The sequence below is a fragment of the Paenibacillus tabacirhizosphaerae genome (genome assembly GCF_040812395.1).
Classification (GTDB): domain Bacteria; phylum Bacillota; class Bacilli; order Paenibacillales; family NBRC-103111; genus Paenibacillus_E.
Window position 1 is genome coordinate 73,807 of sequence record NZ_JBFNXH010000002.1, and the last position, 14,670, is coordinate 88,476.

The 14,670-nt window shown below is 47.4% G+C and carries 11 protein-coding genes; 6 read left to right on the plus strand and 5 right to left on the minus strand.

The window, feature by feature from the left end:
• Positions 1 to 19: 19 nt before the first annotated feature.
• Positions 20 to 3,787 (minus strand): response regulator, encoded by a 3,768-nt coding sequence (locus ABRS97_RS03275; protein WP_367811473.1) that lies wholly within the window; start codon positions 3,785 to 3,787, stop codon positions 20 to 22.
• Positions 3,788 to 3,946: 159 nt separating this feature from the next.
• Between ABRS97_RS03275 and ABRS97_RS03280 the strand changes: the two genes are divergently transcribed.
• The 6 genes from ABRS97_RS03280 (at position 3,947) to ABRS97_RS03305 (ending at position 10,300) form a co-directional block, all read left to right on the plus strand.
• Positions 3,947 to 5,650, plus strand: coding sequence for a methyl-accepting chemotaxis protein (locus ABRS97_RS03280; RefSeq protein ID WP_367811474.1), 1,704 nt, complete (start codon positions 3,947 to 3,949; stop codon positions 5,648 to 5,650).
• Positions 5,651 to 5,756: 106 nt separating this feature from the next.
• Positions 5,757 to 6,917, plus strand: coding sequence for a stalk domain-containing protein (locus tag ABRS97_RS03285; RefSeq protein ID WP_367811475.1), 1,161 nt, complete (start codon positions 5,757 to 5,759; stop codon positions 6,915 to 6,917).
• A 135-nt stretch (positions 6,918 to 7,052) separates the two neighbouring features.
• A complete protein-coding gene (locus ABRS97_RS03290) occupies positions 7,053 to 7,373 on the plus strand; it encodes an SPW repeat protein (protein WP_367811476.1) in 321 nt (106 codons plus the stop codon).
• Positions 7,374 to 7,553: 180 nt separating this feature from the next.
• Positions 7,554 to 8,996, plus strand: a complete 1,443-nt coding sequence (locus ABRS97_RS03295; protein ID WP_367811477.1) for a nicotinate phosphoribosyltransferase — start codon at positions 7,554 to 7,556, stop codon at positions 8,994 to 8,996.
• A gap of 57 nt (positions 8,997 to 9,053) precedes the next feature.
• Positions 9,054 to 9,317 (plus strand): hypothetical protein, encoded by a 264-nt coding sequence (locus ABRS97_RS03300; protein ID WP_367811478.1) that lies wholly within the window; start codon positions 9,054 to 9,056, stop codon positions 9,315 to 9,317.
• Between the two features lie 203 nt (positions 9,318 to 9,520).
• On the plus strand, positions 9,521 to 10,300 hold the full coding sequence (locus ABRS97_RS03305) for an aldo/keto reductase (RefSeq protein ID WP_367811925.1): 780 nt from the start codon (positions 9,521 to 9,523) through the stop codon (positions 10,298 to 10,300).
• A 186-nt stretch (positions 10,301 to 10,486) separates the two neighbouring features.
• Here the strand turns inward: ABRS97_RS03305 and ABRS97_RS03310 are convergent, their stop codons facing one another.
• From ABRS97_RS03310 to yhbH, 4 genes are all read right to left on the minus strand, one after another.
• Positions 10,487 to 11,284 (minus strand): hypothetical protein, encoded by a 798-nt coding sequence (locus tag ABRS97_RS03310; protein ID WP_367811479.1) that lies wholly within the window; start codon positions 11,282 to 11,284, stop codon positions 10,487 to 10,489.
• A gap of 142 nt (positions 11,285 to 11,426) precedes the next feature.
• A complete protein-coding gene (locus ABRS97_RS03315) occupies positions 11,427 to 11,639 on the minus strand; it encodes a hypothetical protein (RefSeq protein ID WP_367811480.1) in 213 nt (70 codons plus the stop codon).
• A gap of 179 nt (positions 11,640 to 11,818) precedes the next feature.
• Positions 11,819 to 13,246: a SpoVR family protein gene (locus ABRS97_RS03320; protein WP_367811481.1), complete on the minus strand. Its 1,428-nt coding sequence runs from the start codon at positions 13,244 to 13,246 to the stop codon at positions 11,819 to 11,821.
• Complete coding sequence (yhbH, locus tag ABRS97_RS03325; protein WP_367811482.1) at positions 13,243 to 14,400, minus strand: sporulation protein YhbH; 1,158 nt, start codon at positions 14,398 to 14,400, stop codon at positions 13,243 to 13,245. Before yhbH ends, ABRS97_RS03320 begins: the two co-directional genes overlap by 4 nt.
• Positions 14,401 to 14,670 lie beyond the last annotated feature (270 nt).

The following is a 14,670-nucleotide window of genomic DNA, read 5'->3' on the forward strand; positions in this document are numbered from 1 at the left end:
ACATAAAACAGCTTATTTTTCAATCGATGAGCCGTTTTTCAATGATGCGAAATACTTCCTCTAACGCATCTTCTAAGTGCTGCAGCTTCGCTTTCATTAAGTTCGTGAGGGTGTCGGAGTCAGGTTCAGGCGTCATGTCCATTGCTTCATCAAGCGCGTCCTGAAGGTCTGTGGCCAGCTCGAAAAGCCGATTGGCGGACAGGTTGCTGGAGGCCCCGCGCAAAGTATGGAGGAATCGTACGGCTTCCTCGAAGTCGCGCATTTGCATGTAATTTTTCAACTGTGCAGCGGCATCCTGATATTGAACACGGAATTTGCCAAGCATTTGATCATAGAGATGCGATTTGCCCCCAAAACGGACTAAAGCTTGCTCCACATCCAATGCTTGTCTGATGAAAGTCTCCTCTTTGTTTACATAATAGTCAACGACTTCAAATAATTGTTCCGGCATAATGGGCTTGGATATCGTGTCGTTCATGCCGGCTTGCAAGCAGGCTTTCCTCTGTTCCAAGGTAGAGTCAGCCGTAACAGCAATAATCGGAACATGGGGCATCGCAGACATGTGACGAATGCGTTTGGTTGTCTCGATCCCATCGAGTACGGGCATATGAATGTCCATTAAGATCACATCATACGATTCGTGTTTAATAAGCTTTAAGGCTTCAAAACCGTTATCTGCGACGTCAACAAGAAAGCCCCTGGTCTCCAGTAGCGAACGGGCAACTGTTTGGTTAATTCCGTTATCTTCAACAAGTAAAATTCGATGTACCTTTACGTCCATAATGACTGGAGCTACTCCTTGCGAAGGGGCTTGCAGCGTCGATTCCGCAAGCGGGATAAGCTCTTGCAATGTACGGTGCAGGACTCCGCGGGAGATCGGCTTGACCAGAACCGCATCCGGAGCTGCATCTTTCGGCAATTTTTCCAGCTCGTCCCTGCCTTCTAAAGTCGTGTAGACAGCTGTTCGTATGTCATTGGCGGCACAAAGGCGCAGCATGTCGAGCAATACCTCTTCGTCATACATATCGGCAGCTTCCATATCGAGCAGCATCAGCGACGGCTTCCCTGTTTCTTCCGCTCTACTCCGTGCTTCTTTCCACGAGTTTACGCCTACGGCTTCCTCGCACATCCGCTGCATCGTGCTGACAAGCGCATTCATCAACTGCGGATGGTCTTCCACGACTAGCGCCCGAACAGGCAATAGGGTGTGCGTTTTCATTTTCGCAGAGGACAATGCAAACGGGAGGGAGACGCGGAAGGCGCTGCCGATTCTCGGCGTGCTCCACACTTGAATCGTGCCTCCCATGTTCTCCACAAGGCTCTTGGTAATGACAAGGCCAAGCCCTGTACCGCCGTATTTCCGGCTTGTTGAGCCATCCGCTTGAACGAACGGCATGAACAGCTTTGCGATTTCTTCCTCGTTCATCCCTACACCGGTGTCTGTAATGGTGAAGGCAAGCCTGACTTCCGTTTCTTCCGCATGTTCGATTTCAACTTGTAAAATAATCGTTCCTTGCTCGGTAAATTTAATCGCATTGCTCGTTAGATTAAGCAGAACTTGGTAAATCCGGAGCGGGTCCCCAATGAGTCCAAGCGACAAGCCGCTAGAGATGTCACAGATGAAATCAATTGGCTTATGGCCAAGGAGCACGCTGAGTGTTTCACACACATGATCGATCGTGTCATCCAGTTGGAACGCAATTTGCTCAATCGTAACTCGATCCGCCTCCAGCTTGGAGAAATCCAGGATGTCATTAATGATTTCGGAGAGCGAAATCGATGACTTTGATATTTTAGCTATATAATCTTGCTGCAAGAGAGACATCTCGGTCCGTTCCATCAAATAGGATAATCCGATAATTCCATTAAGCGGGGTCCTGATTTCATGGCTCATCCGTGCGAGGAAAATGCTTTTCGCCAGATTGGCCTCATCAGCTTCCTGTTTAGCTCGAATCAGCCCTTCTTTTGCCCTTACTTCCTCCGTTATATCTCTGGCAATGACAGAGTAATAGCAATCATCATTATCAGCACTGCGATGTGGAACAATGGTCATTAATGTGTAAATTTGCCTGTTATTTTTGGTCGTAATTTCGCCCTCGAACTCCCAGTATCCTTGCTCGGCAGCGATGACTAACCCTTCGTCGAATTCTGTACCGCTCGGAATATCAACAAAATTACTGAAATGCGTAGGCTCAAACTTCATATTATCGATCCCGATAATACGTCTGGCCTCTTGATTAATATAAAAAATATACCCGTCTTTATCGAAACTAAGTATAGAGTCATGAGCGCTTTCGACAATAGCCAGCATGCGCTCCTTCGTTTCCTCGCTTTCTTTGATGTCGCTAATATCGCGGGCAATGAATACATAACCCTTAAGGCTTCCATTCGGGTGCGTGATGATGCTGATATTGGATTTCACATAGATTCGGCGACCCGCTTTGTGGTACCAGGTCCAGTCCGTATCCTCCTTAAAGTGCTGAAGCGATTTAATAACTTTCGCAGTGAAATCTTCAGGTGCGTATTCTTGATTCTCTATACAGGCCTGCGCCATTCTGGATTTCAATTGCTCGGTGTCCAGCCAAAGCAGCGGTGTTGCTTTCTTGGCGATCTCCGTGTTTGAATAGCCGAGCATTTCTTCAGCATACTCATTCATGTGAGTCACAGTTAGTGTCGGATCAGTAACGATCATTGCGTACTGGTTGTCGTGTATGAAAGCTTCGAACGGTTCGAACAATTCCCGTAAATTCTCGATCATGCCATTCACAGATACCGCAAGCGAGCCGAGCTCGTCTTTGCTTTTAATGTCGATAGGCAGCATATAGAAATCTCCGTCAGCAACAGCTTCCGTCACCCGAAGTATGCGACTGACCGGATGGATGACCACCCGCGCTATGGTCCAGTAAATGAACATGCAAAGAACAAGCTCTGTGAGTACGAGCAAACCAATCGTCCACCATAGCAAAGGACTCGTAGGGGCTTCGAAGGCGGCGATCGGCATGGAATATGCCAGGAACCAGTCCATATCCGGGATGCGGGCATAGAACATGCGGACTCTCTGGCCGTCGGTGGTGACATCAATAAAGCCGTTTTCTTTGGATTTCGCTTCATCGAAAACAGGGCCTAGTTCCGGAAATTTCGTGTAGATATTCATTAATAAAATTTTCGAGGGATCTGAGTGATACAAGATCAGGCCGTCATTGTTTATGATCATGGTTTTGTTGAATTCGGAAGGCGGGTGGAGGTGCTGGTGAAACGTTTGATCCGCGTCCAGAGCAACATCAACGATACTCATCACTTCGTTATTCTCATTGAAGACGGGTACAGTGAGGGAAATAATATATGTGCCGTAAATAGGATCTACGTAAGGATCGGAAATAAACGATTTTCCGTGCAGCGCTTCTTGAAACTGACGTTTATCGGACACTTCAAGTGAATTGCCGTTGGCGAACACCATGTGGCCTGAAAGATCGCTGACGCCCAGGGTATAAAACTGATCTCCGCCATTTTTCAGCGCCTGTGTTAAATATTGAAGCTGTGCGGAAATCGTTGTTCTCTTTTTCATGCCGTCCAAATGGGTGATCAGTTTGACCTGTGCGAACCGGATGGACAAGAAATCGTGCAAATTTTGAGCGGAATTTTTGACAGAGGATATGGACTGGTCTTCCATCTGAACAATTAGCTTGTTTTTGGACAGCATATAATTCGCAGTGCCAACTAAAGCAAGGGATATGGAAGTAACCAGCAGAAGGATAGCGATCAATTTAAAGCGGAGCGATGATGTCATGGGAAGCCTCCGGTAAGATAAAAGTGTTAGCGAAACTCATAATTTTATAACGAATATATTGGAAAAAACCTAAAAGATTTCAATTAATATGAATCCAATAGATGATCTGAGTATACGACAGAGTTCGATCATTCATACACATTTTAGGGGGAACAATGCATGCGACTTACGGTTCGTAATAAATTAATACTTGTATTTGCGATTATTTTCGTATTGATGGGGTGGCTAAGCTGGACGGATATGAGCCGGATGTCTATCTTGAAAGAGAATACGAAGGAACTGGCTAACAACTGGCTAATGGGTATCGAAGTCATTGAAGAGGTTCATTTTCATTCGGAGCACCTTCTAACGAATTATTATAAAAAGCTGTTGGAGCCCGATGTGAAAAAGCATGCACCGTTAGATCAGGACTTAGCGAATACTATTACGGATATCAATAAATTGTTAGAAAAATATAAGCAATCCATTTCCGGCAGTGAAGATGAGAAAAATTATGGCGAGCTGCTGAAAAATTGGCAAGATTTTCAGCAATATTTTGAAAAAAGCAAACAGCTGGGAACCGACCCAAGTAAAGCGAAGGAAGCCCAAGAGAATTTAGCACAAATGGCGGGCGCTTTCGGCAAGCTTCAGCAGAAGTTGGTGGTTATGGTTAAATTCAATCAAGAAGGCGCCAGCTTGGCGAATCAGGAAAGCGTGAGCTTGTACAACAAGAGCGTGAGAGAATCCGTCATTGTTCTTAGTCTGATCACGATTTTCATGGTGATTGTTTGCGTCGTGTTGGTGAAAAATATTTCGGTTCCCGTTCGCAAGGCTTCGGAGGCTTTAAATCGGATTGCGGATGGCGATTTGACAGGTGAGCTGATTCAAGCGAAGAATAAGGATGAGATCGGAACGATGATTCAGTCCGTGAACCGCATGGTTACACATTTGCGCGAATCGGTCGATCAAATGCTGCAAGCTTCGAATAGCGTTGCCGCTTCATCGCAGCAGTTGTTCGCCAGCTCGGAGCAAAACGCATCGGCCTCTAACCATGTCGCGGAAGCCGTTCAAGATTTCGCAACTGGCGCGGATACGCAGGCACAGAGCTCAATGGAATGCGGACGCGCTATGGAAGAGATGTCCGTCGGCATCCAGCGCATTGCGGAAACAACGTCCGATGTATCGGATTTATCGATTAAGGCAACGCAGATCGCGAAACAAGGTACAGACTCCATGCAGCGTGTGGTAACGAAAATGAAGACCGTCAGCGACTCGGTAGATGCGGCGCATAAGGTGATCCAAGAGCTTGAAAAGCACTCTCAAAATATTGGGCAGATTTCAACGCTAATCGGCAGCATTGCATCACAAACGAATTTGCTGGCGCTGAATGCGGCTATTGAGGCTGCGCGTGCAGGGGAGAGCGGGAAAGGGTTTGCCGTTGTCGCGGGAGAGGTTCGCAAACTGGCTTCTCAAACGGATGAGTCGGTTAGAGGCATCTCTGAATTGATTACGAATATTCAACGGGACTCCGTGCGCGCCGTTAGCAGCATGCACACTGGGTTGACGGAGGTTCAGGATGGATTGAAAGAGGTTGACGTCGCAGAGAAAGCTTTCGTGCAAATCGTCAGCGCATCGCAAGAAGTCGCCAGTAAAATTCAAGAGACGGCGGCAGCCGCGGAACAAATGGCGGCAAGCTCGGAACAAGTTGCGGCTACAGTGGCCAATGTTGGCTCGGTTGCCCAGCAAACATCAGGAATAGCGCAGACGGTCGCAGCGGCTACGCAAGAACAGCTTGCCTCGACCGAGGAGATAACAGCTTCTGCAAAAAATCTAGCGGATATTGCTCAAGATCTTCACCAAGTCGTTAATACTTTCAAAGTGTAGCTGTAAATAGGAAGTGTTCGTGAACTTTTCTCCAGCTTCCTCACGTCTATTTTATCGAGTAAGGCAAAGACAACCTACGGATAACTAGATGAGGAGTGAACATGCAATGAGAAAGACCCCTTTTAACATGTTGAAACTTGGTGTAGTCGGATGTGCGATGCTGGTTGGCATGAGCACTGAGATTTTACCTATGACGGGAAGTGCTTCTGCTGAGACATCGGAACAAGTAAAGGCGGTTCCCATTAAAGCTCCTATTACAGATGTGCCGATCTCAGCAGGACAAAGTGCTTCGATTTCTATCAAAGAAGAAATTCTCACGTCTTCTACTGAGAATTTGAAAACAAATATAAAGGTTCCACAGCTGACAGGTATGCAGGACACGAAGTATCAGGATCAGTTGAATGACATCCTGTTGTCTCATGCGAACAAGGATCTTGCCAACTGGGAAAAAGAAGCCACTGAAGCGGCAGCGAAAGCTAAGGAATACGGTATTGAGTATCGCCCGTATGAGTTGACAATAGTCTACAGCGTGAAATCCGATGGCTCTGGCCATCCTGCCGGCGTGCTGTCTCTAGAAATAACAACATACGCAGCGACAGGCGGAACAGGCATGCCGCGCATCGACACCTATAACGTGTTGAATGCCGCTCACGCACAGCGGGTCACCTTAGCGGATTTGCTGGGCGAGGACTTCAAAGATACAGTGAATGCCGGTGTGATTGCTAAGATCAATGAACAGCCTGCGAACTACTTCAAGGATGACTTTAAAGGCATTGGCGATGAACAGAGCTTCTATGTTGAAAAAGGTGAGGCAGTTGTCGTATTTCCGAAATACAGTATTGCGCCAGGCTCATCAGGATCGCCTGAATTCCGGTTCCCTTTGGCGGAAAATTTGACAGTGAACCCAAAACCTGCGGAACCAGCTCCGAGCGCATCGGCAAAGCTGGATTTGCAAGCTGCGGATACGATTACGAACGCGGATGGCGTAACGATGGTGCCTCTTCGTAAAGTCGTGGAAGGTCTTGGTTACCGTGTGAAATGGAATCAAGATACTTATTCGGCTGAATTGAACAAAGGTACGCAATGGACTAGTGTAACTGCAGGTAAGGATTCGTATTTAGTTGCGAAAAAGGCGCCGGTCTCCTTGGGAGCTGCGGCTATAATCCAAAAGGATACCCTCTTTGTACCAATCAAGTTTATTACCGACATTCTAAAGGCCGAAGTTCAAAATGGCGATGAGGGTCACATCCAAATTGAGCAGAAATAGCGCCTTTACATAGCCATACATGTAAGCCTCTAGCAACCAACAATAATTGTTGGAACTAGAGGCTTTTAACCTAGCACCTTTCTGGAAGCGTTTGCATATAATGAAATATCTAACGTGCAGGAGGTGAAGTGGACGATGGTTTTCAAAAATGTATTGTCCGCATGTATAGGTGTTTGGTTTATCGTGACTCCTTGGGTATTCGGTTTTACCGATCAAGCGAATCCCTTCCTCATCTGCGTTGTGCTTGGCGGCTTGCAAGTCGTTTGCTCGCTGCTGGCTGGAGCGAAATCCGGCTCTAAAGTATGGCAGAATTGGGTATGCTTTGTAATAGGCGCCATCTTTATCTTGATTCCTAATCTGTATCAGTGGCATATGATGGAATTCTTCTTAAGCGTTGTGCTCGGTTTTATGACGATGCTGGTCAACTACTCGAATCTCTATTCTGACTGTCAATGAGCAGCCGAAGACGAAGCTGGGTAATGAGTTTCGGAGCCTATTCGATTATCATGCAGATAGATGTTCATCTATTTCGTTCCTAGGCTAAGTGCTTAGGTTTTATTTTTGTTGGATCAATTACAGCATTTCCAAGACTCCCCGGGGGCTGATGTTGTTGGAAAGGAAGAGGGCAAAAGGACAATGAATTACAATAATTTAACCTTACATACGGATAAATATCAGATCAATATGATGTATGCGCATTGGGTGCAGGGCTCGCAGAATGAGAGGGCTATTTTCGAGGTCTATTTCCGCAAGTTGCCATTCGGCAACGGATATGCCGTGTTTGCGGGATTGGAACGGATCGTGCAGTACATCCAGAATCTCCACTTCGGCGATGAGGAGATTGCTTACCTGCGTACGCAGGAAGAGAACTACAAGGAAGAATTTCTAACTGCACTTCGGCAGTTCCAATTCAGAGGAAATCTTCACGCTGTGGCTGAAGGCACGCTCGTCTTCCCGAATGAACCGCTGGTTCGCGTGGAGGCTCGCGTGTTCGAGGCGCAGCTCATCGAGACGGCGATCCTCAATTTCTTGAACTACCAGACGCTCATCGCGACCAAAGCTTCGCGTGTTAAGCGAGTAGCACCGAACGATGTACTGCTGGAATTCGGCACGCGGCGCGCCCAGGAAGCCGATGCCGCGATATGGGGCGCGCGGGCGGCCTACATCGCAGGCTTCGATGCGACCTCGAACCTGCGCGCAGGCATGCTGTTCGGCATCCCGGCCAAGGGAACGCACGCGCACGCGTGGGTGCAAGGGCATGACACGGAAGAGGAGGCCTTCCGTAAATACGCAGAAGCGCTTCCCGACCAGGTGACGCTGCTCGTGGATACGTACGACACGCTGAAGAGCGGCGTGCCGAACGCCATTAAGACCGCTCGCCTGCTGAAGAGCTTAGGCAAGCGCATGAACGCGATTCGCCTCGATAGCGGCGATCTCGCGTATTTATCCCAGCAGGCAAGGCTGTTGCTGGATGAGGCGGGCTTTCCCGAGGTGAAGATCGTCGCTTCGAACGATTTGGACGAGAACATCATCGAGGGGTTAAAAGCGCAGGATGCCAAGATCGACATCTGGGGGGTAGGCACCCAGCTCATTACGGCAGCCGATCAGCCCGCGCTCGGCGGGGTTTACAAGCTTGTTGCACGCGAGAAGGACGGCGCCCTCTTGCCTGTCATCAAAATATCGGGAAATCCGGAGAAAGTCACGAGTCCCGGCTTCAAGGATGTATACCGTATTATGAATAAACAGACGGGAAAGGCTGAGGCGGATTATCTGGCGCTGCATCATGAAGTCGATATCGTAAACGGAGAACGCATTAAGCTGTTCGACCCGACCCATACCTATATTCATAAATATATGGACGACTATGAAGCTATTCCGCTGCTGCAAGCTATTTATAAAGAAGGAGAGCTCGTCTACGAGCTGCCTAGGCTGGAGCAGATTCGGGCTTATCATACGGAGCAGATGCAAATGTTTTGGCCGCAGGTTTTGCGTAAGCTGAATCCGGAAGTGTACCGTGTTAACCTAAGTACGGAAGCTTGGAAATTAAAGATGGATCTGATTCATTCCCATCAAGAATAAAAAATTAGAAATAACTAACATTAATAAAGAATGGAAATTTCATCTGGGGGGCTGAGTATGCCACAACAAGGGCAGCAAGGACAGCAAGGACAGCAAGATCATCAACAACAGCAGCAATCTTTGCAGGGTATTAAAGATGCAGCGCAGCGAGCGGGACAAGCCGCCGAACAGTTCCAACAACTTGCTCAGCAGATTCAGAAGGAAGCAACGGAGGCTGCCTTGCAAGATGTCGAACAGCAGGTAACACAGCTCCAGGAGCAAGTTAAACAGGCACAGGACTTGAAGGATCAATTAAAGCAAGACCTACAGTCTAGTCAATAGCTTGACATTTTTTATGCCGCAAGGCTGCTGAGACTTTCAGCAGTCTTGTTTTGTGTTAGCTAATACTGAGTGTTATGATAGATAGACGTGACCACACGAGAAGCCATCATATTTTGAGCATTGAAAATGAGGAGGAATATCTTGTGTCCATTGCAACAAATTTAGCAATTCCGAATGGCGTTACCTTGAATAACGGCGTGAAAATGCCATGGTTGGGACTTGGCGTGTATAAGTCCAAAGAAGGCGAAGAAGTGATTCATGCAGTGAAAACTGCGCTTGATCTCGGCTATCGAAGTATCGATACGGCTGCCGTATACAGGAACGAGGAAGGCGTAGGACAAGGTATCCGTGAAAGCGGAATAGCGCGCGACGAATTGTTCATTACGACGAAAGTTTGGAATGCGGATCAAGGCTATGAATCCACGCTTCAAGCATTCGAGACTAGCCGCAAAAAGCTCGGCCTCGAAACCATTGATTTGTACTTGGTTCACTGGGCTGTTGCATCTACATACAGGGAAACCTGGAAAGCCCTCGTTCACTTGTACAAAGAAGGCCATGTAAGCGCGATTGGCGTGAGCAATTTTCAAATTCATCACTTGCAGCATGTTATTGAAGATACAGGTGTCGTACCAGCGGTGAATCAAGTCGAGTATCATCCGCAACTGCAGCAAAAAGAACTGCTGCAATTTACCCGCGAGCACAACATTCAACTTGAGGCTTGGAGTCCGCTCATGCAGGGTCGTCTGGACCATCCTGTACTGGGGCAGCTTGCTGCCAAACACGGCAAGTCGCCGGCGCAAATCGTGCTGCGTTGGGATATTCAAAACGGGGTCGTGACGATTCCGAAATCGGTCACTGAACAGCGTATTCGGGACAATGCGAATGTATTCGATTTCGAATTAAGCGCGGAGGATATTGCGCAGATCGACACATTGAATGAAAATAAACGGATTGGTCCTGATCCGGATAACGTAATTTTTTAATGAAGTAAGGTTGTAAAGGCTGTCCCAAATGAACCTGACCGTACGGCCGCAACTATGAATGCTAAAGTCTTGGCTGGTGAATCTGCATGTTCCATAACGGAACTTCAGGTTACTGGCCGAGACTTTTTTTGTTAAAAATCCGGGTTTCAAAGGCTGGATGCGGCTGAGAAACTATTTGCGAAATAATTAGTTCAGCAGCGAGATCATTTGATAGACTTCACGATGATCGCCGGGCAGTACATGGTCTGCAACTTTCAGCTGAGAAGAGCCGTCTCCGTCAAGGAACAGTCCGTCGACCAATTCCCCGCCACCCACCTGCTCCATCACGGCTGCGCGGAATTGTTCGCCGGTGCAGGGCGTTGGTGCTACAACGAGGTAGACATTATTGCTTTTATCATAAACAATGCCAGAACGCATTCGCTTCTCATGGATAACCGGCATTTCTTCAGAAATGGCTTGGCTGGCCCACCCATCCGGATTGTGCAGTCCCATGCTGACCCCGCCTTGCGCCCAGTAATGCGCGCGATCGGTAACCTTTAGCTCTTGGGCTGCTTCAACGACTTGAACGGTGAACGTCTTTGCTTTCTCATCCCAGACGAGCGTCCCTCGTTTGCGGTCACTATTATACCAACCGGACCCGTAATCGCCGGGTTTCCCCTTCACGGGGAGATCATCGATGACAGCGATGCTGAGCAGGTACCCCTGCCAGAAAAAGCCTCCGTTGATCCCGTTATCGCGAAGGTTCGCTACATTAGAGGCGATGGCTTTAAGCCCAATATTCTCTGGCGGAGTTTGTATCGTATGCAGGGTGACGCCATTATTTCCCTGACTGATGCTGTACTTGGAAATGGGCAAGGGGCGTATCGAAGGCTTTGTAAACGTATGCGTCAGAACAATGATGGTCAAAGTAAAACTGGTTAGCATAATAAGGACATAGACGAGCAGGGAGGTAGGGTTTACTTTAACCACGCGAAATAGCTGCATGCGGCATACTCCTATTCTATAGATTTCTCTCTTTTCTCTATTAGTCTATGAAACTTTCTCGGGAAATATTCGCATAAAAAAGCCGTTTTGCAAGTTGGTTGCTTGCAGAACGGCTTGATTTTCACTATGGGCATCCTTTCATTTAAAAGATTGGAATTCTGGCTTTATTCCCATCCTTTGCATAGAGAATGGCCTCCGAACTAAATAAATCAACACGTTCCAGTGAATGAACGAGATTCATAATGGTAAATTTGTTATTACGCAGTGCGCTGATAAGGGAAGGAATTAATTTGTGATCCGTACCAACAAAATGAACCGTAACCGGCTTCATGTTAAACAAAATATTCATTCTCATCTCGCTCGCTTCATCTCCTTAAGAGTAAATGTGTAGAACATTTCTAAAGGTATCATGTCCCTCACATTAAGTCCGTCGAAGAGCGGTGTCGAATTTGAACTAGTTTTGAGGGGCGTTCACGAGTTAGAAAAAGAGCAGTGAATGGGAGGGATCAAATTAGGTGTATCTTGGCACAAAATTTACAAAAACCGGCGATGATGCTTCTTCCCGTCAAAGCTAAACAGCACTGGTTTATCTTCTACGATTGTGTGCATATGGATGGTTTTACCCCAGAGCTTGTAGATATACGGCAGTGTCCTCTCGACGTATTTCAGATCGAGCTCGACACCTTCGAATGCATGGGATAAGTACAACTCGCCGTTGCGCTGGTAATCGCCATCCTCGACGACAATGTACGGGAAACCTCCGTTCACACGCGAGTAGACCAGTTGGTCGCGAATATTCTCCCATGTTTTATCGGTAATTTTCCACTCGGGCCCTTTTTTCTCGAAAACATACAGATCGAGCTCCTCCACAAGTGGCTTATTCATATAATTCCGAATGAAGGAGGTGTCTGATTCATACTCCCTTACTTCGAAAATTTTACGGCGGCCTTCGCCCGGCTTGCGGCCGTGCCTGCGAATTTCCTCATCCGTCGGGTTATCCCATCGTTTCTCGATATCCTCAAAAATTTTAAGACCCAAGTAATAGGGGTTCAGACTATGGCGAGAGGGAACGACAACGGAGGAGTTCAGCTTGGAGTACTCTATCGTTTCCTCTTCATTCAGATCAAGCTCACGCAGTATGCGTTGATGCCAATAGGAAGCCCAGCCTTCGTTCATGATTTTCGTTTCCAACTGCGGCCAGAAATAGAGCATCTCATCACGCAGCATCGTCAAAATATCCCGCTGCCATTCCTCCATGTAAGGCGCGTTCTCTTCGATGAACAGAAGGATATCCTTTTCAGGACGCACCGGAAAACGTTTTGCTTCCTCTTTGTCAGGTGCTGCCTTCCCTTTTTCATCCATCTCCCATAAATCCTCGTAGCCGTAAGTCGCTTCTGACGGAGCGTTGGGTGTGGTGGCTTTATGGGTTTCTTGACGTTTCCGCGATTGGCCGTAGGAGAGGGTCAACACCGGATCGATGTGTTCCTGAATCGCAAGCACCGCATCAATGAATTGCTCCACTTCCTCGGCGCCATGCTCGATTTCGTATTGGCGAATGCGTTCGGCTGTTGCTGACATGCTTTCCACCATATTGCGATTCGTCTTGGAAAATCGCACGTTGTTTTTGAAGAAGTCGCAATGAGCGAGGACGTGCGCGACAATCAATTTATTTTGAATCAGGGAGTTGCCATCAAGCAGAAAAGCGTAACAAGGGTCCGAATTAATGACCAATTCGTAAATTTTACTGAGTCCCAGATCATATTGCGTCTTCATGCGATGAAAATTTTTTCCGAAGCTCCAGTGGCTGTACCGGGTCGGCATCCCATAAGCGCCAAACGTATAAATGACTTCAGCCGGGCATATTTCATAGCGCATCGGAAAATAGTCCAAGCCAAAGCCCTTCGCGATTTCCGTAATTTCTGCAATGGCATATTCAAGCTGAGCGATCTCAGATGTACTCATTGTGCCGCAACTCCTTCCTGCTTCGTGAAGAAGGTTTTCAACGCTTTGTAGACCTCGCCCTTCTCACGGATAATATAGTGGAGAAATTTGGGATCATGAATATGACGAAAAGCGGACATCAGCGTAGAGCTGCGATTGTATTGATTGACTTCCCCATAGCCGAACATGTTGGAACGCTCCATCAGCTGCGTAATCAGCTTTACACAACGTTCATTATCGGAGGTTAAGTTGTCACCGTCCGAGAAGTGGAAGGGATAGATGTTGAATTGCGACGGCGGGTACCGTCTGTCGATGATTTCGATGGCGGTCTGGTAAGCGGAAGAACAAATCGTCCCCCCGCTTTCCCCTTTCGTAAAAAACTCTTCTTCCGTAACTTCTTTGGCTTCCGTATGATGGGCGATGAAGACGATCTCTACGTTCTCGTATTTCGTTCGCAGGAAGCGGGTCATCCAGAAGAAGAAGCTGCGGGCTATGTATTTTTCGAAAGAGCCCATGGAGCCGGAGGTGTCCATCATGGCAATAATCAGCGCATTCGAATGCGGCTTCTCAACTTCCTCCCACGTCTTGAAGCGAAGATCGTCAGGCGAAATATGGTGGATGCCAGGCTCGCTCGTTTTGGAATTGCGGCGCAAATTCTCCATAATGGTGCGCTTTTTATCGATGTTCGACATAATGCCTTTCTTCCGAATATCGTTAAAAATGACTTCCTTCGTCGTCATATTGCGCTTATCTTTCTGCTGCAGATTCGGCAGTTCCAGCTCTGCGAACAGCATCGTTTGCAACTCCTCCATGCTAACCTCAGCCTCATAATAATCTTCACCGGCCTGGTCGCCTGCGCCTTCTCCTTTGCCGGGGCCTTGGGCAGGCTGCGGGTCTGTGCCCAGCACGTCGCCAACCTGTGAATCCCCATCGCCTTGACCGACATGTTTCCCCTTGCTGTAGTTGTAGCGAAAGCGGTATTCATCGAGGCTTTTAATAGGCACTTTCACAACTTGCTTGCCATTGGACATGACGATGCTCTCGTCGGTTACCAGATCTGGAAGGTTTTGTTTAATCGCTTCTCGCACCTTTTCCTGGTGCCGTGTTTGATCTTGGTATCCTTTGCGGTGGAGAGACCAATCTTCCTTGGAGACAATGAATAGGGGTTCTGTCATGCGGGACACCTCCTGAGAGTATTCGTTAGAAAATTTGTATCGTAAACATATTCCTGATGATATGGAAAGCATAACGCTGAATGGACATAGACGGAAAAAAAGCATGTTACTAAATATATTCATGTATGGGTGGGATATGTGATGAAAAGTTGAGAGCGGCAATTTCAGAAGACGGCCCCCAGATATAATTCCGAATAAAGTTAAAAAAGTGTAAAAACACACAGAAAACATGTGTAAAATGCTTTATTATAATTAAAATACAAATTCATA